This is a genomic window from Xylanibacter muris, assembly GCF_013166605.1.
GTDB classification, from domain to species: domain Bacteria; phylum Bacteroidota; class Bacteroidia; order Bacteroidales; family Bacteroidaceae; genus Prevotella; species Prevotella muris.
Genome location: NZ_JABKKF010000001.1, coordinates 422006 through 442570 on the forward strand (window position 1 = coordinate 422006; position 20565 = coordinate 442570).

A 20565-nucleotide genomic window follows, 5' to 3' on the forward strand; every position below is an offset into this window, starting at 1 on the left:
AGTCTGTCTGAGGTTTGAGAACGGTCTGTCTCTGTTTACAAAAGATGCCGTATATTCATGAAACCTTTTAATCGTTTTTTGTTAAAATGTATCTAAATGAAAGACTTTTTCTCGTAATTGATGGCAAATTGGATAATAAATGCACATTCGTTGTTTCTTTTTTCATTATTTTCATTACTTTTGCATGGTGATTCGGATATGTTTCCAGATGAATGTAGAATTTTATTTAATATAACTTGTGATGAAATTAAGAAAACTTTGTTTATTTGCTCTTTTGTTATTGACGGTTGTCAGTGCAGGAGCACAGATGATGCCACCGGTGCCTGTTGACACTGCCGTGACAATTGGTAAGCTTGATAACGGGCTGACATACTACATCCGTTATAACAACTGGCCGGAGAATAGGGCTGACTTCTATATCGCACAGCGTGTGGGCTCTATCCAGGAGAACGACGACCAGCGCGGTCTCGCACACTTCCTCGAGCACATGTGCTTCAACGGAACGGATCATTTCAAGGGCAATGACCTTATACGCTATTGCGAGTCTATCGGTGTCAAGTTCGGAGCAGACCTTAACGCGTATACAGGTATCGACCAGACCGTATATAATATAAGTAATGTGCCCACGCAGCGTCAGTCCGCCCTCGACTCGTGTCTTCTGATCCTTTACGATTGGGCCAACGGACTTACCCTCGACCCTGCGGAGATAGACAAGGAGCGTGGCGTTATCCATGAGGAATGGCGTTTGCGCACCAGTCCGATTATGCGTATGTTTGAGCGTAATCTTCCAAAACTGTATCCGGGCAGCAAGTATGGCGAGCGCATGCCTATCGGAAAGATGGAGATCATCGATAACTTCAAGCCGCAGGTGCTCCGCGATTACTATGAGAAATGGTACCGTCCGGACAATCAGGCCATCATCGTGGTGGGCGATGTGGATGTGAAGCATGTAGAGGCAGAGATAAAAAGGCTGTTCGCCGGTATAGAGCTGCCCCAGAACCCTGCTGTGGTAGAGGCTGAGCCTGTCCTTGACAATGCAGAGCCCATTATCGTGGTCGACAAGGATAAGGAAATGCGTGTGAACATACTTGAGATGATGATCAAGCATGAGGCGTTCCCCGACTCAATGAAGACAGACGCCGGATATATTCTCACCAAGTATGCGGTAGGCACGGCGATGGCTATGCTTAACGACCGTCTGGCGGAATATGCGCAGAATCCGGAAAGCCCGTTTGTGAATGCAAGTGTTTCCGACGGCACATATCTGTTCTCGAAAACCATGGATGCGCTCGACCTTAGCGCAGTTCCCAAGGACGGTCAGACCGAAGCCGCGCTTGCCGCTGTATATCGTGAGGTGAAGCGTGCCGCTGATTTCGGATTTACTCCCACAGAGTATGCCCGTGCTAAGGAGAACACGATGAGCTCTCTCGACAAGATGTACAGCAACAAGGATAAGCGTTATTCATCACAGTATTGCGATGAGTATAAGGAGCACTATCTGGCAAATGAGCCTATACCTTCAGTGGATGATTACTATTCGCTGATGAAGCAGCTCGTGCCGATGATTCCTATTGAGATGATAAACGGCCTGATGAAAGAGCTTGTTCCTGCAAACGACAGCAATATTGTGATTTATAATTTCAATATAGAGAAAGAAGGCGCTGTATATCCTACGGAGGCATCGCTTCTGAAAGCTTTACAGGATGTGCGTGCGGAGAAACTTGAGGCTTATGTGGACAATGTGAAGAACGAACCGCTTATTACGGAACTGCCCAAGGCCGGAAAGATTAATAAAGAGACAGAAGACAAGGTGCTTGGCTTTAAGACCCTCACTCTTTCAAACGGTGCGAAGGTCATACTGAAGCATACCGACTATAAGAAAGATCAGGTCGTTTTGGTAGGTGAGGGTTTTGGCGGCTCATCACTGCTTGGCGACAAGGATTTTACAAACATAAAACTGTTCAATGATGTTGTCGAGTCGAGCGGTTTGGGTAATTTCTCAAATACGGAATTGCAGAAGGCGCTTGCAGGAAAGATTGCCGGTGCGTCGCTTTCTCTCGCTTCCACAAGAGTGAACATCAGCGGACAGTCTACTCCGAAGGATGTGGAGACTATGCTCCAGCTTGTCTATCTGTATTTCACATCCATAAACAAGGACCAGAAGTCGTTTGACAACCTTATGAATACATACGAGCTGCAGCTTAAGAACAAGGCGATGTCGCCTGACGCGGCTTTCAGCGATTCGCTCAATGTGACGCGTTACTGCCGTAACCCGCGTTTCACATCCGTCACCACAGACGACCTGAAGAACGTAAGCTACGACCGTATTCTGGAAATAGCAAGGCAGATGACCTCAAATGCGGCTGCATTCACATTTACCATTGTAGGAAACTACGATGAGGCAACAATACGTCCGCTGCTCGAACAGTATATCGGTTCGCTGCCTTCACAGAAGAAGGTTGTGAAGGGCAAGAACGTATTCACATACGCGAAAGGAAATGTGGTGAACAGTTTCAAACGCAAGATGGAGACTCCGAAAGCCACAAGTATCATGATATGGTCAAGTCAGAAGATGAAGTACACTCTTGAAAACACCATCAGAGCCGACATGGCCGGTGAGGTGCTCAACATGGTTTATCTGAAGAAAATCCGCGAAGAGGCGAGTGCTGCCTACAGTTGCGGTTCACAGGCAGGCATGAACAAGAATGATTTCATCACGGATGCGCAGATATTGGCTTACTGTCCGATGAAACCCGAGAAAGGCGATACCGCACTTATGATTATGCGTGAGGAGGTGAAGAACATAGCCGCCGACTGCGATAAGGAAATGTTTGGCAAGGTGAAGGAATACATGCTTAAGAACTATGACGACCAGATAAAGACCAACGGATATTGGGTTAATGTCATAGGCGAATATGTGAACTATGGCATAGACCTTCATACCGACTTTAAGAAGACAGTGGAGGCCCAGACACCGCAGACTGTCTCCTCCTTCGTCAAAGAGCTTCTGAAAGCCGGCAACCATATCGAGGTGACAATGATGCCTGAAACTGAAAAGTAAAGGGATTTTCCCGTTTTCAATAGAAGAAAAGGAGTTGGGAAGCCGGACGGAAGGACTTCTCGGCTCCTTTTCTCATATTATGTGTTTCCAAACGGTTCTACACAACCATTTGAAGAATATATATTTGACGGGTTATTAGAGAAGTTGCGGCAAATGATTTGCCGACCGTGCGGTTTCCAATGGCTTGCAGTGGTATGCTGTCGGATGAAATCAAACAATAATACGGATATCCATCACATAGTTTATAATGATTTAATATTTTGTTTTATGAAAAAAACTCTACTTGCGTTTATCGGACTTTGGCTTGCGGCGGTAGTGCAGGCCCAGGAACTTAGGGCCTTATTCCTTGCGGAAAACTCATATTCTGCATATTACACCCAGAATTTCGACAGCGAGGCGGAATTCTCGGATTGGAGCATCGTAAGTACCAACAGTTCTGCCACGTGGGGGCTGGCACCGGGGCTTGGAAGGATCACGTTCAACACCGTAGACCCCTCAAACAAGATGTCGTTGGTGCTTGACTACTCTAAAGAGAACCAGTACGAGACAGCCACATCACCGGCATTGGAGATAAAGCCGGATACAAGGCTGGAATACTATAATTATTTTTCTCCCAATTTCCTTATATGGGGTGCATATAAGCTGTATGCCACGGATGTGGCTACCGGTGAGAAGACCGAGTTGCTTAACCAGTTCCTGTGGGCGCAGAACGAGGGATATGATGAGGAGAAATGGAAGAAATTCGATTTCGACCTCAGTAATCTGGCCGGTAAGAAAGTCAGGTTCTCGTTTGTCTATGAAGGTTCGGACGGAGAGTCGGAACTGATAGATGCCTTCCGGTTGGTTACGGTTGATAAGTCTGAGAATGCCAAGATAACTATATTCCAGGGTGAGACCGTGAATTTCGTGGATGATTCCGAGGGTAATGTCAGTTCCTGGAATTGGGAATTTGAAGGCGGATATCCCGCGACTTCAAGCGAGCGGAATCCGTCTGTGAAATATGACAGGCCCGGCGTTTATAGCGTGAAGCTTACCGTGGGCGACGGAAAGTCTACGTCTGTCGCCGTGCGTGAGGGCTATGTGACCGTATATGCGCAAAAGCCTACTGCGGTTATCGGAATGCCTGCCGACGCTTATCTTTCACCGTTTGTGGCATTGTTCGTGCCTACGAACACACCGGTTATGTTTACCGACAAGTCCACGGGTTCGCCCACAGAGTGGTTCTGGCAGTTCGTTGGCGGAACACCGTCTGAAAGCACTGTGCAGAATCCTACCGTTGAATGGAAGGAAAAAGGGCTTTACAGCTTTGCGCTTACCACAATTAATGAGGCTGGTTCCGCCAACGATATCTATCAGTATGGCCTTCAGGCCGGCGGGGCGCAATACGTATGGAACATCGCTCCTGAGGAGAACCAGGAGCTTGCGGAGATAAAATTGGGATGGTACGGCAACTATGCCGGTTCCAACTGGCTTGGGATGCAGGCGTTTGCCGAGTATTACAAGGAACCTCTTGCGGCTGCCACGATAGACAGTCTTGATATCTATTTCTTCTCGGGAAAAACGGTTTCTCCCGATGCGGATATTACTGTAAGTATATGCAAGACCGACGGGGATGACGGTGCGCCGGGTACGGTGCTCGGTTCGAAAACAATAAAGGCAGGAGATATAAAGGTGGACCAGCAGACTTTCGTGCCGACAAGGGTTGTTCTTGACAGGACTGTGGATATAACCGGAGATTTCTTCATCGTTGTTGAGGGCATTCCGAATAATACGGATGAGAGCACATACGAGACAGACGACATTTCCATCGCCCTCGTGCACCGTGAGGCCGGAAGTGTATGTACAACATGGCACTTGTTGGAGAATCAGGACGATCAGGGTAATCCCACCGGTGGAAGCACATGGTATAAGAATGTGGATGAGGCCGTGTCGCTTTGCATAACTCCTGTCATCACTTACGACAAGATTGACACATCCATGGACGCTCCCCGTAATGATGGCGTCACAGGACGCAATGATGCTATATATACATTGCAGGGCCTGAAAGTGGCAGGCGCTCCGGCTCCGGGCATATACATCCGTGGCGGAAAGAAGTTTGTGGTGAGATAAGTTTGCCGTAACCTCACAACGGCGGAAACACAGGCATTTACTGCTTCCGCCATTGTGGTATATGGCTTTATGATAGGGAAGTGCCGGTTGTAAATGAAATGTGGCTCATTTGCAACCGGCACTGTAATTTGCAGAAGCAGAGACAGGTATTAAATATTTTCGGTAGAACTTTTCGCTTAATGGGATTTTTACATTATCTTTGCAGACCAAAAAATAATTTGATTAATTAAATATTCACAGTTATGTCATACCTTTTTTCCTCAGAATCAGTATCTGAAGGACATCCCGACAAAGTGGCGGACCAGATTTCAGACGCCATCTTAGACCAGTTCCTGGCCTATGACGAAAAGGCAAGAGTGGCATGCGAGACATTCGTTACCACAGGCCAGGTAGTGATAATGGGCGAAGTGCACAGCGAACAGTATATCGATTTGCAGACAATAGCCCGCAGGACAATAAAACGTATAGGATATACCAAGGCGGAATATCAGTTTGACGGAAATTCATGCGGTATTCTCAGCGCCATACATGAGCAGAGCGACGATATCAACAGAGGTGTGGATAACGGAACGGACGACGACCAGGGGGCCGGCGACCAGGGTATGATGTTCGGCTATGCCACCAATGAGACGGAAAACTATATGCCGGTGTCGCTTGACCTGGCTCATCAGATAATGATCGTTCTGGCTGAAATACGTAAGGAAGGAAAGGTCATGACCTATCTGCGGCCGGATTCCAAGAGCCAGGTGACCGTTCAGTATAGCGACAACGGAGTTCCCGAGCGGATAGATACCATTGTGGTGTCGACACAGCACGATGAGTTTGATACCGATGAGGCCATGCAGGCGAAAATAAGGGAAGATGTGATAAATATACTCATGCCAAAGGTCAGGGAGCGCATACATTCAAAGGCTGTGCTTGACTTGTTTGGCGATGATATAAAATATTATGTGAATCCTACCGGCAAATTCGTGATAGGAGGTCCTCATGGAGATACGGGACTTACCGGACGTAAGATTATTGTGGATACGTATGGAGGCAAGGGCGCTCACGGAGGCGGGGCGTTCAGCGGCAAGGATTCTTCCAAGGTTGACCGTTCTGCCGCATACGCGGCCCGCCATATAGCAAAGAACATGGTTGCCGCCGGAGTGGCGGACGAAATGCTTGTCCAGATAAGCTATGCCATCGGTGTGGCAAGACCAATGAATATTTATGTGAACACTTATGGCAGGGGCAAGGTGAATATGACCGACGGTGAGATTGCGGATAAGATAGGAGAGATGTTTGATCTTCGTCCGAAGGCAATCGAGCGTGACCTCAAGCTTCGTCAGCCTATATATACGGAAACAGCCGCTTATGGCCACATGGGCCGTCAGCCGGAAACAGTGAAAAAGACATTCACAAGCCATTATCATGAGACAAAGATAATGGAAGTGGAGCTTTTCACATGGGAAAAATTAGACCGTGTTGATGATATAAGGCAGGCGTTTGGTATATAATGGACATTACATTGCGGCAGGACACAGCTGTCATGGAGCAGGTAACGGTTCCGGAACAGGCGGCACCGGTGGCTTCAAAGCCGCGGCATCCTTATGAGGTGTTGCGCATGTTGCCGCGGGATGCCACTCCTGCGCAGCAGGACTCGGCCATTCAGGCTGTGTTCAAGCCCAAAGAGATAAGATACAGCTCTCGGCCAGACACTCTTCATCTTCCGGGACATAAGCCCGGTAAGAGCATAAAGGATGTAAGGCTTCCGTTGTATTATAAGGAGACATTCTTTTCGGAAAGCCCTATGCTGCATCCGGAAGTGAAGAGTGACAGATCCGGTGTGGCGGGAGATCCTGTGCCATATACAATGCGTACTGATAATTTTTTCAATATCATACTTATTGTATGTTTCATTCTGGCGTCGGTGTCTATCGGCCATTCACGGAATTTCATAATAAGGCAGTTTAAAAGTTTTGTGTATTATCCGGCTAAAGAGCGGGTGTTTTCTACGGAAACTTCAAACGAAGTGCATTTCCAGGTTTTATTGCTTTTGCAAACCTGTCTGCAAGTTGCTGTCATACAGTATTTCCTCACTCTCAGATATATCGGCGTGACGTTTGTCCTGTCATCGGATTACCAGCTTATTGGTGTGTATCTGGTGTGTGTGGCGGCCTATTTCCTGTTGAAATGGCTTTTGTATTCATTTGTGAACATTGTCTTCTTCAATAGTAAGATAAATTTACAGTGGGTGAAGGCGTGGCTGTTTCTCACAGCCTTTGAGGGTATTCTGTTGTTCCCTATAGTCCTGTTACAGATATATTTCGACTTGGATGTTCAGTATACTATGATATATTTCATAATTGTGCTGATATTCGTTAAATTATTGACATTTTATAAGAGCTGTATCATCTTTTTGAGGCAAAAGGTTCTTTTTCTGCAGATAATTTTGTACTTTTGTGCCCTTGAAATGGTGCCATTAGCCTTGTTATTTGGCTTTATGGTGGCAATAGGTAATTATTTAAATGTAAATTTTTAGAACACCGATGATAAAGAAGATTTTAGTATCTCAGCCAAGGCCGACAAGTGAGAAATCTCCTTATTTTGATATCGCAGAGAGATTTGGGGTCGAACTTGTTTTCCGTCCATTCATAAAGGTGGAAGGTATCAGTTCCAAGGAATTCCGTCAGCAGAAGATAAGTATTCCTGATTATACTGCTATCGTATTTACCTCACGTCATGCTATTGACAACTTCTTTATGTTGGCAAAAGAGCTTCGTGTCGCCATTCCTGAGGATTTGAAATATTTTTGTGTTACTGAGACAATCGCACTTTATATACAGAAATATGTTCAATACCGCAAACGCAAGGTGTTCTTCGGAAACACGGGAAAAATAGACGACCTGTTGCCTTTGATGGTAAAACATAAGGGTGAGAGATATCTGGTGCCTATGAGTGATGTCCATAATGACAGTGTATGTAATCTGCTCGATTCAAAGAAGCTTAATCATGACGAGTGTGTGATGTATCGTACAGTCAGCAATGACTTCACGGCGGAGGAGGTGGAGAATTTCGATTATGACATGCTTGTGTTCTTCAGTCCTTCCGGTGTTGATTCCCTTATAAAGAATTTCCCGGATTTCAATCAGGAAAACGTGGCGATAGCCACATTCGGCCCTGCCACGGCAAAGGCGGTGAAAGACGCCGGATTGCGTCTTGACCTTGAGGCTCCGTCTCCGAAATATCCTTCCATGACAAGCGCATTGCAGCATTATCTCCTGCAGTTCTAGGAGTAATATCAATATTATATAATGTCAGAGCCATCGAACCGGACATTCTGTAAGAAAGAGCGTATTGTCAGCCGCAAGTTGATAGAGACTCTTTTTCAGGGTGGGTGCAGCCGCTCAAAGGTTGCTTTCCCGCTCCGTATTGTATATATGGAAAAGGAGCGTAAGGAAGGCGACGAGCCTGTACAGGTGTTGGTAAGTGTTTCAAAAAGGCATTTTAAGAAGGCTGTCGACCGTAATCGCGTAAAGAGGCAGGTAAGGGAAGCTTACCGCCGGAATAAATATGCGCTTGTAGATACCGTGAAGAGGATCGAGGGCTTGTCTTTGCCGGTTGTTTTTATATGGCTCTCGGACAGTATTGTCGACAGCAGGCTGATTAACGACAGAATGGAAGTCCTGTTGCGAGGTGTATCGGAAAAACTTGCGGCAAGGCATTGCCGTATTGCAGAAACAGATAACGGGTGATATTATGAAATCATTTATCAGAATTGTATCCGGTTTCTTTGTGTGGCTGCTTTGTCTCCCGATTTTATTCTATCAGAAATATATATCACCGTTGACTCCTCCTGCGTGCCGTTTTACTCCCACATGTTCCGAATATGCCAGACAGGCAATAAGAAAGCACGGGCCTGTGAAAGGGCTGGTGCTGGCTATAAGAAGAATACTGCGCTGTCATCCTTGGGGAGGAAGCGGATATGATCCCGTACCATGAGAGGTCCATGACTGTTTCCCGGTATGTCAGGAACCGTTTCTGGATATGGCTCTGATTTCAACTTATAAGTAAAAGAGATAAGAATCCTGTTTGTAAAGATAATAATTAAAACATTTATATCATCATGATAAAGAATTTTGTTGAGGAACTCAAATGGCGTGGAATGCTGGCGCAAATAATGCCTGGCACGGAAGAATTGCTGCAAAAAGAGATGGTTACGGCATATCTTGGAACAGACCCTACGGCAGACTCGTTGCATATAGGGCATTTATGTGGAATTATGATGTTGCGCCATTTGCAGCGTTGCGGGCATAAGCCTATAATTCTTGTCGGTGGGGCAACAGGTATGATTGGCGACCCGTCAGGAAAGAGTCAGGAGCGTAATCTGCTTGATGACAAGACTCTGTATCACAATCAGGAGTGCATAAAGAGTCAGGTGGCAAAATTTCTTGACTTTGACGGAACAGAGCCTAATAAGGCGGAGATGGTGAATAACTATGACTGGATGAAAGACTTTACATTCCTTGATTTTGCCCGTGAGGTAGGAAAGCATATCACTGTGAACTATATGATGGCCAAGGAAAGTGTTCAGCAGCGCCTTAACGGTACGGCACGTGACGGACTTTCATTCACAGAATTTACATACCAGTTGTTGCAGGGATACGATTTCCTGTATCTTTATAAGAACAAGAACTGCAAACTGCAGCTTGGAGGTAACGACCAATGGGGAAATATGACTACCGGTACGGAGCTTATCCGCCGTACACTGGGTAATGACGTTGAGACATACGCTCTCACTTGTCCGCTTATAACAAAGGCCGATGGCAAAAAGTTCGGAAAGACAGAGAGCGGAAATATATGGCTTGACCGTAACCGTACAACTCCTTACAAGTTCTATCAGTTCTGGCTCAATGTGAGTGATGATGACGCGGAGCGTTATATAAAGATTTTCACAAGCCTCGACAAGGAGACCATCGACGCGCTTGTGGAAGAGCATAAGGCTGACCCGGGCCGCCGTATACTTCAAAAGCGTCTGGCAGAAGAGGTGACGGTGATGGTGCATTCGCGTGAAGACCTCGATGCGGCCATAGAGGCCAGCAATATTCTTTTTGGAAAGTCAACCAAGGAGAGTCTTTTGAAACTTGACGAGCAGACATTGCTTGATATATTCGAGGGAGTGCCGCAGTTCGAGGTGGCCAAGGAACAGCTCGGACAGCCGGCTGTGGAGATATTTACCCAGGCGGCTTCGGTATTTTCAAGTAAAGGCGAGATGCGTAAGCTTGTTCAGGGTGGCGGTGTGTCGCTTAATAAGGAGAAACTCACGGCTTTCGACCGTATTGTCACACCGGACGACCTGATAGACGGAAAATACCTGCTTGTTCAGCGTGGCAAGAAGAATTATTATCTGATAATCGTAAAGGGGTAGGGCTTCGGCAGGGGAATTGGTGAGATCCGGGCGGAATAGATGTTCATGTTGATTGCTTCAATAAACCCTGCGTTGATTCAGAAAATAAAAAAACGGGTGAAAAATTTGGTAATGGCATAAAAAAGCACTAACTTTGCACCCGATTTACAGGTATTGGACCATGGTGTAATGGTAACACTACAGGTTTTGGTTCTGTCATTATGGGTTCGAGTCCCGTTGGTCCAACATGAAAATACTGCACGGCGTTTAAAAGTTGTGCAGTATTTTTTTAGGAAGCCTTTTCAATTTCCCGTTCGATCCATTCTCATTCCGGCTGTTGTCCGTTGATTTCTTCCGTCTTGCTGCATGTGAATTCCTTTATGCTCATACCGAACTCTTTCTTAAAGCATTTCGAAAAATATTTGGAAGTGTTGAAACCCACTTTCATTGAAAGCTCGGTGATTGTCATGTTCGGATTCTGCCTGATTATGCGGCATGCCTCTTTTAGGCGTACGTCTGTTATGAATCCCGTTACATTATGTCCGGTAATTGCCCGTAGCTTGTTGTATAATGTTGATGAGCTTACACACATGTCGCTTGCGAAAGTCTCCCTGTCGTATTCAGGGTCGTTGATGTGTGCTTTTACGCATTCTATGGCTTTTTGTACGAATGCATTGTCGGGATTACTGTAATGCTGCTCATTAACGGCACTGTCTGTATGGCATGCGAATTTTTCCTTTATTCTGATCCGGTTTGATATGATATTGTCCACACGTAGCTGCAGTTCGTCCAGCCTGAATGGTTTTGTGATGTATTCGTCCGCTCCTGTCTCATATACCATATAGCGGTCTTCCTCCTGTATTTTAGCCGTAAGCAGAATCACCGGCAACTGTCCGAAATCCTTGCTTTTCTTTATCTCGCGTGTCAGTTCCATACCGTCCATCACAGGCATCATAACGTCTGAGACAACAATGTCAAGCGCTTCACGGTATATTATGTTCAATGCCTGCTTTCCGTTCTTTGCCGTATATACCTTATATTTTTTACTTAGCAACCGTTGCATCAGTTCGAGCAGCTCCTCGTTGTCTTCCACTATTAGAACGCGGTATTTATGATGTTCGGCGGTGTTGTGTGAGAATCCGCTTGTGTGGGTTTCCTTTTCAGGTGTTTCCTCCTTGATATCTGTGATGCATTGTCGGATGATATCGTAATCCTTGATCTCTTCTATTTCCTCTTCCGAATATGACTTTCTGTCTGTTGGAATCCTGACTGTAAATACAGTGCCTTGCTCTACTATGCTCCGGCAGCTTATATTCCCATGGTGGAGCTTTACAAGATCGTGTGTGAGCGACAGTCCTATGCCTGTGCCAGTTGTGTGCTTCCTCCTGTATTCACCGTCGATGAACCTGCTGTACAGGTGTTTCATCTTGTCTTCCGGTATGCCTATTCCTTCGTCCCTTACCTCCAATACGGCAACGTTCTTCTCCATTGTGAGTGAGACCGTTACGTTCCCGTTTTCTTTATTATACTTTATAGCGTTTGATATGAGGTTATATATTATCTTGTCTATTTTGTCTATGTCAAACCATCCTTCTTTTTGCCGTACATTCTCTGTGTTTACAATGAGTTTCTGGCCGCGCGCACTTGCCATGGGACGGATGTTTTCACATTCCTTCGCTATGAATCCGGCCAGATTGCCTTTGCTCACTTTCAGCTTGAGTTGTCCGGCCTGTGACTTTCTTATTTCCAATATCTGTCTTAACAGCCGTGTCATTCTGTCAATGTTGTTGCGTATCAGGCTGTAGTCACTGCCGAGTTGCGGAACTTTCACCTTCATTTCATCCACTGCCGCCGCAATGACAGTGAGCGGTGTCAGAAGCTCATGCGTTATGTTTGTGAATATGACAGCCATCTGCAGGCGGTTTTTCGTCTTAAGATGTCTTTTATACCATTCTATGCCGGCGAACACGGCTCCTGCGATTATTATAAGATATATGGTATACGCCCACCATGTCATATACCATGGCGGCATCACTCTTATTGTTATGCCGTATGGAAGTTGCTGCCAATGTCCGAAACTGTCTGACGCTTTCAGCCGGAATGTGTATGTGCCGGATGGAAGGTTCTCATATTGTGCGCTGTGCTGTTGCGCGTCGCAGTAATTATATTCCTGGTCATATCCGTCCAATATGTATGCGTATTTGTTCTGTTCCTGATTAAAATAAGTAAGCAGGGAGAAATCGAGCGTGAATTTTCCAACGGTTGACGGTATGTTTATTCTGCGTGTGAATACCGGCATGTCGGTTGAGATGGTTTCCCTTAATTTCCTGTCCAGTTGTGCCAGTGCGGTGTTGTTTATGATTATGTCCGATATAATCAGTTTGGGTTTCCAGTTGCTTACATATCCTGCCAGGTTCTTGGGCGAGAAAGCCACGATGCCGCTTTTACAGCCAAAAAGCAGCATTGAGTCGTGTTTGAAGCACATGTATGGATTGAACAGCCGGTGTCCCAGTCCGTCGTTGTTGGCATAGCTGGCCACCTCCGGCCTGTTGGCATGTCCGTTGTTGTCGAAAGACAATTTTATTATGGAATTGTTGTTTGTCAGCCATAGGTTTCCTTCGTTGTCCTCGTTGATTGTCCGGATTCCGTCCTCACCGATGTGGTATTCTCTGTTTTTAGGTTCAAAGCGGTCATTCTTTCTGTCATACAGAAACAGACCACCGCTGTTTGATATGGCCCATAGACGTTTGCGGGAGTCTTCGAAGCATTGCCGTGCCTCACCTGAGGCAAACTGTCCGTTTTCAGGATGATAGTGGCGGAACTGCATGGCCTGTGGTTTCGCGGAGTTGCCGCTTACGCGTATTATGCCTTCATTTTCCGTTGCTATCCATATATTTCCGTCGCTGTCTTCGGTGATTCCCCTTGCATCGCAGTTTGTGAAATCGTCTGTGCCGTCTTTCATTTTCAGTACGATGCCTCCTCCTTTGGCAAAAGCTATGCTGACGGCTGAACGTTGCCCTATCCATACATTTCCGTTGCTTTGTCTGTATAAAGTGTTCACATAGTCGTCTTTGATAAACCCGGGAGAGTTGTCGTGGTTCATTATATATGCTTTCCCGTTTTTACTGTATGTCAGTACTCCATAGCTCCGGCTTGCCATCCAAATGTCGCCTTGGGCGGTTTTTGTTATGGATGAGATACCGGCCTTTACTATCTGCTTGAAGCCCCCGTCTCCGTTAAGTCCGGGAATGTCGTTGTCATACAGGGTCTTGCCGGTATTCCTGTCGTGTAGTGCGATCCCGTATGGGTTTAGTCCAAGCCATAGCTTTGTTCCGTCATCTGTGTATATTGTCTCGATATGGCTTATATTTCTGTTTCCTTGGGGTTCCAACTGCCACGAATCATACATTGGCGGCATTGCGTACATAGGTACGATACCGTCGTTCATTGTTCCTATGTATATATGTCCGGCACCGTCGGTGGCCATGCTGTTGCAAAACTTATACGTGTCTTTGTTTATGAATTTCGTGTCGGTCCTTTCGTCATAGATGCTGACACCGTCCCGTCCGCAAGTGTATATTGTGCCGGATGTCTTGTCTTCAAGGATATCGTGTATGGTGTTGAAGTCGCATCTGTCATTGTTGAATCTGTGCACTTTGGGAGAAGATATGTCTTCCGGATGTTCCAGCATTTCTATGCCGTATCCCCATGTGCCTATCCAAAGCCGCTGTTTGCTGTCCATTAGTAACTTGTAGGCGGAGTTCATATTGTTGGTCTGAGGATACTGCTCCATCCTGTCGCTTCCCTTTCTTAATCGTAGCAGTCCGGTAATCCATGTGCCTATATACAATGTTCCGTGGCTGTCTTCGGTTATTGATTTGACACTGTATTCCTTGTTGTAGCGGTATGTGTGGAAACTGTCGCTGTGTTTGTCATAGCGTGTCAGTCCGCCGTCTGTGCCTATCCACACTGTGCCGTTGCTTGATGTGAACAGTGTGTAGATAATACGCTGGTTGTTTTTGGGAAGGTGGTAGGTGGTGAAAGTGCCTTTGCGCCTGTTCATCTTTGCCAGGCCGTCGCGTGTGCCGATCCATATATTGTTGTCGTGGTCTTCGGTAAGCGACATTACGTAATTGTTCGGAAGTATGCCTGGAGAATAGGCGTCCGACTTGTATGTACGGAAGTTGTAACCGTCATACGAGATAAGTCCGGAACATGAGCCAATCCACATCATACCGTCATTGTCGAGAAACACGCATCCGGCCTCGTCTGTATCGAATGCGGAGATCTGTATTGGTAATGTTATCTGATGTTTTGTGCCGTGCGCTGTGGCTGTCACTGCGAGCAACAGGACTGTCAGCGCAATATATATGTATGATTTTCTCATATTTTAAGTAATAGATATTTGCAAAGGTAATATAATTAAATATAATACAAAATAAATAAGTCCTTTTTTTGAGGCTCTTGTCCCGAACTCACTATTTATAAGCGGAAAGGATATGGTATACGTTATAATTAACGATTTGTTTCACATTAATAACGATAAGTTTACTTTTGGCGGTTTACATTGTAATACTTTTGTGCCTCCAAACAATATGTTTGTTTCCGGGAGTGTATGGAAATCAGGAAATCGGTACGTTCTTTTGTGCCTTTTCCCCTTGTATGGATATATAATGATAGACTGACAAAATATGAACTTAAAACCAATGAAGCGAGAATTTATTGTATTGTTGTGGCTCATGGCTGTCTTGCCGTGTTTTTCTGTCGGGAATATGACCATAAGGCCCGGACAAATATGGAAAGACAACCGTGGAATACATATCAATGCGCACGGTGGAGGAGTGATAAACCATAACGGAACGTATTATTGGTATGGCGAGCACAAGGCCGATACTACTTCATCGGCAATGGTCGGTGTGACGTGCTATTCATCGAAGAATCTTGTTGATTGGGTTTATGAGGGGGTGGCTCTTCCTGTTGTCGATGAAGAAGGACATGATATTGAGCGCGGATGCATCCTTGAGCGTCCTAAAGTCATATATAATAAGGTTACCGGCCGGTTTGTCATGTGGTTTCATCTTGAACTGAAGGGGCGCGGTTATGCGGAGGCACGTTATGGAGTGGCCGTCAGCGACACGCCTGTGGGGCCGTTCAAGTTTCTGCGGTCGGGTAGGGTCAATCCCGGTTTGTGGCCTTCGGACATGTCGCAGGCCTCACGTGCTGCGGCAGATACACTTGATGCGGGCAATTATAAGGAATGGTGGACACCGGCATGGCGTGAAGCCATTGTCAACGGTCTTTTTCTGAAGCGTGACATGCATGCCCATGACGGACATCCGGCAGGACAGATGGCACGTGATATGACGTTATATGTCGACAGTGACGATTGTGCATATCATATCTACTCATCGGAGGATAACCTTACTCTTCATGTGGCGGAGCTTACTGCCGATTATACTGCGCATACAGGGCGTTATGTGCGTGTCGCTCCGGGCGGAATGAATGAGGCTCCGGCAATCTTCAGGAAAGATGGAAAGTATTGGATGATAACGTCCGGATGCACAGGATGGGAACCCAATGAGGCCCGTATGTTCTCGGCGGACAATATTCTTGGTCCTTGGACACAACATCCGAATCCCTGTGTGGGTCCCGGAGCAGGCAAGACTTTCGGCGGGCAAAGCACTTATGTGCTTCCTGTGGGCGACGGTTTTGTTTTTATGGCGGATATATGGAGGCCCGGGCATCCGAGCGATGCCCGTTACGTATGGTTGCCGATAGAGTTTGAGCACGGTCTTCCGGTTGTGCGTTGGAGGGATGAATGGACACCTGTTGAATATGGATTCAAATAGGGGGTGTCTGCTATAACATTTGTCTCACTTTATTGTCTGTATGGCTCATGTTTGTGTGTGGAATAACATATAAAACCCATTAAAAACACGGGAATATGTCCTGAAATAATGATAATGCGCCATAAAATAATGATAATTTTCCTGTAAAAAGGTCTTTGCTTGATAATTTCGCAATCAAAAAACAAAAATAGCGATAAGCCAAATAAAATAAGTAATAATAATGACATATATGATGATTATCAACTTTTCATTACCTGAATCTTGGCATGATTATATGCCAAAGATGATTGACGGGAGGGTATAGATAAAAGATGAATGTAATCTTGCTCCCAATATGACTGATTTTTGTCTTCGGATAATGACAGTCTCACAAATGTAGAATGAATGTGTATTAATTTACACCTATTATATAGAAGACTAACTTTAGAACATTAACAACAATTTTTATAACAACTAAAATCTACATCTATGTATTTTGGAAAAAAATTACTTTTAGCAACGGCGCTTACGTTGACTTCGCTAAGCGCAGGTGCAGAGATTGTTGACGGTGTGCGTCAGCCGCCTTTGTACCCACAGGTTACGAAGACAGACTTGCAGTTCGACAAGTCGCTTCTGCTCTTTAACAAGGCTTCCGGATTCTTTTGCGGTGCAAACGATTGGAAGACACGTGCCAGTGTTTCCGAAAACGGCTATAGGGTGTTTGTGAGCAAGCATCTTGATGCCGAGGGCGCATGGGACGGAAAGACAGTTGTCCTTAAGGATTCTGTCGAGAGAAACGGCAGCGGTGTATTGGTGAACACCATCCTGATGGTATGGGCCGCAGAGGACGGTGCATCATGGGTTGACTGGAACGGCCAGGCCGATACACTTTGGACCATCACTCCTGTAGGCGACAACTGGCGCATCTCGGCCAGCAGTGCTAATCCGGTATGTAACACTCCCGACACCTATTATGGCACTCAGAAAGGTAATCCCGATGAGACAAGGCTGTTCTGGAACCTTGCTCTCGACAAGGCTAATGCAGACTGGTATTTTGTAGACCCTGCGGTGTTTGCCACAGAGAAAGAGGCTTTTGAGGCCGCTATGCCTGCATATAAGGAGGCAGTGGAAATATATAAGGTGGCTCAGATTCTCAAGGCCCTTCTCGACGCAGCTGAGGCCGGAGGCGTTGATGTGGCCGCGCAAAAGGCTGTTTATCTGAATGAGAGTGCAACCAAAGAAGAGCTTGAGGCCGCCATTCAGGCAGTGAAGGACGCCATGGCTTCTGCGGAGGAAAACACGGTGACGGCTGATAATCCTGTTGACAAGACTGCTCTTATTGTCAATCCAAGTTACGATAACAATAATAATGACGGTTGGAGTGGCGATAAACCCGGCTTCCAGACACATACTGATGCCGAGTTCTATCAAAAGAAGTTTGACACCTATCAGAAGATCGGAACCGCTCCTAAGGGAGTATATGCACTTAGTGTTCAGGCATTCTACCGCTCCGGATGGGCTGCTGATGCTTATAGGAACTATAAGGACATGACCGGTTATGATGCAAAACTTTATGCTGTCAATGGCACCGACACGGTTTTGGCAAACGTCGTTAACCCGTTCTCCGAGGCTCTTACCGAACCAAAGGGTATGAATGAAAGTTCTGTTGAAGACGGAGGCGTTACTTATTATGTACCTAACGATATGGAGACTGCAGAAGCTTACTTCATGGACGGTCTTTATAATAATAAGGTGTTCTTTGCTTCGGAAGACGGTACAATGACTATCGGTATGTATAAGAAGAATGGCGACCAGCCTGCCGGTAACTGGGTGCTGTACGATAACTGGGGCCTGAAATATTATGGTAATGGCGCAGACGCCTATACACTGTGGCTCACAGAAGTGAAGAATGCGGCCAAAGACTATTCCGCTCTTTCTGATGAGGTACTTGTTACCGTAGGTATGGTTGAGGCATATCAGAATGTTATCTCGGGTTTTGTTACAGCGTCCAATAAGGCAGAGGTCCTTGCAGCCATTGCAAAGATCAATGAAGAGGAAGCAAAAATAGAAGCCAACATCGCCGCATGGAAAGAATATCAGGAAGCAATTGTCAAGGGTAAGAAGATTGCTAACGATGAGTCTATCATCGGTCAGGACAAGAATGACCTTGCCGATTATCTGGATCTTGAAAGTGAAGACATTCTCGCTGCCCTTACTCTTACTACAGAAGAGGTCGAGGCAGAGACACAGAAGTTGCTTGCCATGATAGAGGCTGCTATAAAGAACGGTATCACTCCCGGTACAGACGTTACAGACAAGTATCTTGTAAACGCAGACTTTGAGGTTAAGGACAAAGGATGGACTGTAAAGAAAGCAAGCGGCGGTGCTGTTGCTTACGGAGGTTCTTCTACAAACCAGTGCTTCGAGGCATGGAATAATGCAGACTTTGATGTATATCAGGAAGTAAGCAGCGCTCCTGTCGGTGTATACGAAATATCCGTTCAGGGATTCTATCGTTACATGCGTGGTGCTAACGCATATAATGCATATTTGGATGAGACAGCTCCGAATGATGCTGTGAACATTTATGTGAATAACAGGAATGCACATTTCAAGAGCGTGTTCGACGAGAAAGTTGAGAACGGACAGCTTTACGAAGTGACAAAGGATAATCCTCCGTTTGTAGATCCGGATGAAGCATATTGGTATCCGAACGATATGACAAACGGTAGTATCGCATTTGCCAACGGTATGTATAAGGCCACATCATTCGGTGTCGTTGCCAATGCAGGTGACGTTCTCCGTATCGGTGTTAAGGGTGCTACCAACCAGCAGGGCGACAGCTGGGCTATTTGGGATAACTTCAAGATGGTGTACAGAGGTACTGACGCAGAGGTTGTTAAACCGCTTCTTTCCGATGTTATTGCAGATCTTCAGACTACAATATCTGCAGGTAAGTCTGTAGGCAAGTCTGTTCTTGCAAATGCGAATACTGTTCTTGCCGCTGCGAATGAGGCTTTGAACGGCTCTGACGGCAAGGCAATGTTCCAGGCTTTGTGCGATGTGCTGGCTGCTGACGAGGCTATGAAGGCATCTGCCGCTCTCTTTGCAAATCTGAGTGCAAAGGCTGAGGAACTCAATGCGGCATATATATTGTCAGATGCTTCAGAGGCCACTAAGGCAGAAGCGTCAGCCCTGTTCTTTGAGATTGCCGACGGTATTGCATCCGGAGCATTTGAGGACGAGGATGTGCCCGGTCTTATTGAGAAAGTTGATGCCCTGCTTATTAAGCTCGCTATTCCTGCAGACGCGGCCAACGCTTCCGATGATAACCCTGTAGACCTGACAAAACTTATCAAGACTCCGGGCTTCGACGACGGTCAGGGTGCTAACTCTGTTGCCGGATGGGAAGGAACTGAAGGTTATAACTTTGGTAATGACGATACTCAGAAGGCAGCTCTTGCTCTTGAGTTCTACGAGAAGATCTTCAATATCAACCAGACTATAACAGGTCTTCCAAACGGTACATATAAGGTTGCAGTATCTGCATACTACCGTTTTGGAAGTACAGACAACGACTATGCAGCTTATAAAGAGTCTACTATCGGCAATGCATTCCTTTATACAGTAGCCGGAGGCGATTCAATTTTAGTTCCTGTATGTCTGCTTGCTTCTGGTGCGCTTGAAGATATGGGTATTTCCGGTACTACAAATATTTCCGGTACGGAATTGTATGTTCCTAATGACATGGTTTCTGCCACATCTTATTTCACAGACCTCAATGCTTATAATAATGAAATTATCGTGAAGGTCACCGATAACAAGCTTACTATCGGTATCAGAAAGGATGTGAAGGTTGGTTCAGACTGGGTGATCATGGACGGCTGGACACTTACATATTACGGTGAGAATAGTACTAAGGTACCTACAGTCGACATTGAAGGCGTAAGCAATAATACAGAGCCCGCAAATGTTGAGATATTCAACTTGAACGGTATCAAGATGAACAGCTTCATCAAGGGTGTGAACATCGTCAAGATTACATCTGCAGACGGAAGTGTAACTATTAAGAAAGTAAACGTAAACTAAGTCTTTATGACTGAAATTTAATAAAGTAGGAGGCGGATAAACCTTTCCGCCCCTACTTTTTAAACTAACAATAATTTATTATCTACGTA

Annotated in this window: 11 protein-coding genes and 1 tRNA gene; 11 read left to right on the forward strand and 1 reads right to left on the reverse strand. The window is 45.8% G+C overall.

Annotation, left to right across the window (positions count from 1 at the left end; all coding sequences use genetic code 11):
• The first annotated feature begins 241 nt into the window (after positions 1–241).
• The 9 genes from HPS56_RS01510 (at position 242) to HPS56_RS01550 (ending at position 10805) form a co-directional block, all read left to right on the forward strand.
• Positions 242–3061 carry a M16 family metallopeptidase gene (locus HPS56_RS01510; RefSeq protein ID WP_172272746.1) on the forward strand — a complete coding sequence of 940 codons (2820 nt, stop codon included), beginning with the start codon at positions 242–244 and terminating at the stop codon, positions 3059–3061.
• A 267-nt stretch (positions 3062–3328) separates the two neighbouring features.
• The gene (locus tag HPS56_RS01515; protein WP_172272748.1) at positions 3329–5170 is read left to right on the forward strand and encodes a PKD domain-containing protein; all 1842 of its coding nucleotides are present in this window, start codon (positions 3329–3331) and stop codon (positions 5168–5170) included.
• A gap of 242 nt (positions 5171–5412) precedes the next feature.
• Complete coding sequence (metK, locus tag HPS56_RS01520; protein ID WP_172272750.1) at positions 5413–6669, forward strand: methionine adenosyltransferase; 1257 nt, start codon at positions 5413–5415, stop codon at positions 6667–6669.
• Complete coding sequence (locus tag HPS56_RS01525; RefSeq protein ID WP_253952358.1) at positions 6669–7694, forward strand: DUF4271 domain-containing protein; 1026 nt, start codon at positions 6669–6671, stop codon at positions 7692–7694. Before metK ends, HPS56_RS01525 begins: the two co-directional genes overlap by 1 nt.
• A 7-nt stretch (positions 7695–7701) precedes the next feature.
• Positions 7702–8445, forward strand: coding sequence for a uroporphyrinogen-III synthase (locus HPS56_RS01530; RefSeq protein WP_172272752.1), 744 nt, complete (start codon positions 7702–7704; stop codon positions 8443–8445).
• A 21-nt stretch (positions 8446–8466) separates the two neighbouring features.
• On the forward strand, positions 8467–8907 hold the full coding sequence (gene rnpA, locus HPS56_RS01535; RefSeq protein WP_172272754.1) for a ribonuclease P protein component: 441 nt from the start codon (positions 8467–8469) through the stop codon (positions 8905–8907).
• A gap of 4 nt (positions 8908–8911) precedes the next feature.
• Positions 8912–9154, forward strand: a complete 243-nt coding sequence (yidD, locus tag HPS56_RS01540) for a membrane protein insertion efficiency factor YidD (RefSeq protein WP_172272756.1) — start codon at positions 8912–8914, stop codon at positions 9152–9154.
• Between the two features lie 124 nt (positions 9155–9278).
• The gene (tyrS, locus tag HPS56_RS01545; RefSeq protein ID WP_172272758.1) at positions 9279–10580 is read left to right on the forward strand and encodes a tyrosine--tRNA ligase; all 1302 of its coding nucleotides are present in this window, start codon (positions 9279–9281) and stop codon (positions 10578–10580) included.
• A 154-nt stretch (positions 10581–10734) separates the two neighbouring features.
• Positions 10735–10805: transfer RNA gene (locus HPS56_RS01550), tRNA-Gln, on the forward strand.
• Positions 10806–10884: 79 nt separating this feature from the next.
• Here the strand turns inward: HPS56_RS01550 and HPS56_RS01555 are convergent.
• Positions 10885–14946 carry a hybrid sensor histidine kinase/response regulator transcription factor gene (locus HPS56_RS01555; RefSeq protein WP_172272760.1) on the reverse strand — a complete coding sequence of 1354 codons (4062 nt, stop codon included), beginning with the start codon at positions 14944–14946 and terminating at the stop codon, positions 10885–10887.
• Between the two features lie 352 nt (positions 14947–15298).
• Here HPS56_RS01555 and HPS56_RS01560 point away from each other — a divergent pair, with 352 nt between their 5' ends.
• Positions 15299–16408: a glycoside hydrolase family 43 protein gene (locus HPS56_RS01560; protein ID WP_253952364.1), complete on the forward strand. Its 1110-nt coding sequence runs from the start codon at positions 15299–15301 to the stop codon at positions 16406–16408.
• Positions 16409–16876: 468 nt separating this feature from the next.
• Positions 16877–20476, forward strand: coding sequence for a T9SS type A sorting domain-containing protein (locus HPS56_RS01565; RefSeq protein ID WP_172272764.1), 3600 nt, complete (start codon positions 16877–16879; stop codon positions 20474–20476).
• The last annotated feature ends 89 nt before the right edge of the window (positions 20477–20565 follow it).

Coding starts and splice junctions, on each gene's coding strand:
- HPS56_RS01565 (WP_172272764.1), top strand. CDS start 16,877: ATGTATTTTGGAAAAAAATTACTTTTAGCAACGGCGCTTACGTTGACT.
- tyrS (WP_172272758.1), top strand. CDS start 9,279: ATGATAAAGAATTTTGTTGAGGAACTCAAATGGCGTGGAATGCTGGCG.
- HPS56_RS01510 (WP_172272746.1), top strand. CDS start 242: ATGAAATTAAGAAAACTTTGTTTATTTGCTCTTTTGTTATTGACGGTT.
- HPS56_RS01515 (WP_172272748.1), top strand. CDS start 3,329: ATGAAAAAAACTCTACTTGCGTTTATCGGACTTTGGCTTGCGGCGGTA.
- HPS56_RS01560 (WP_253952364.1), top strand. CDS start 15,299: ATGGCTGTCTTGCCGTGTTTTTCTGTCGGGAATATGACCATAAGGCCC.
- metK (WP_172272750.1), top strand. CDS start 5,413: ATGTCATACCTTTTTTCCTCAGAATCAGTATCTGAAGGACATCCCGAC.
- yidD (WP_172272756.1), top strand. CDS start 8,912: ATGAAATCATTTATCAGAATTGTATCCGGTTTCTTTGTGTGGCTGCTT.
- HPS56_RS01525 (WP_253952358.1), top strand. CDS start 6,669: ATGGACATTACATTGCGGCAGGACACAGCTGTCATGGAGCAGGTAACG.
- HPS56_RS01555 (WP_172272760.1), bottom strand. CDS start 14,946: ATGAGAAAATCATACATATATATTGCGCTGACAGTCCTGTTGCTCGCA.
- HPS56_RS01530 (WP_172272752.1), top strand. CDS start 7,702: ATGATAAAGAAGATTTTAGTATCTCAGCCAAGGCCGACAAGTGAGAAA.
- rnpA (WP_172272754.1), top strand. CDS start 8,467: ATGTCAGAGCCATCGAACCGGACATTCTGTAAGAAAGAGCGTATTGTC.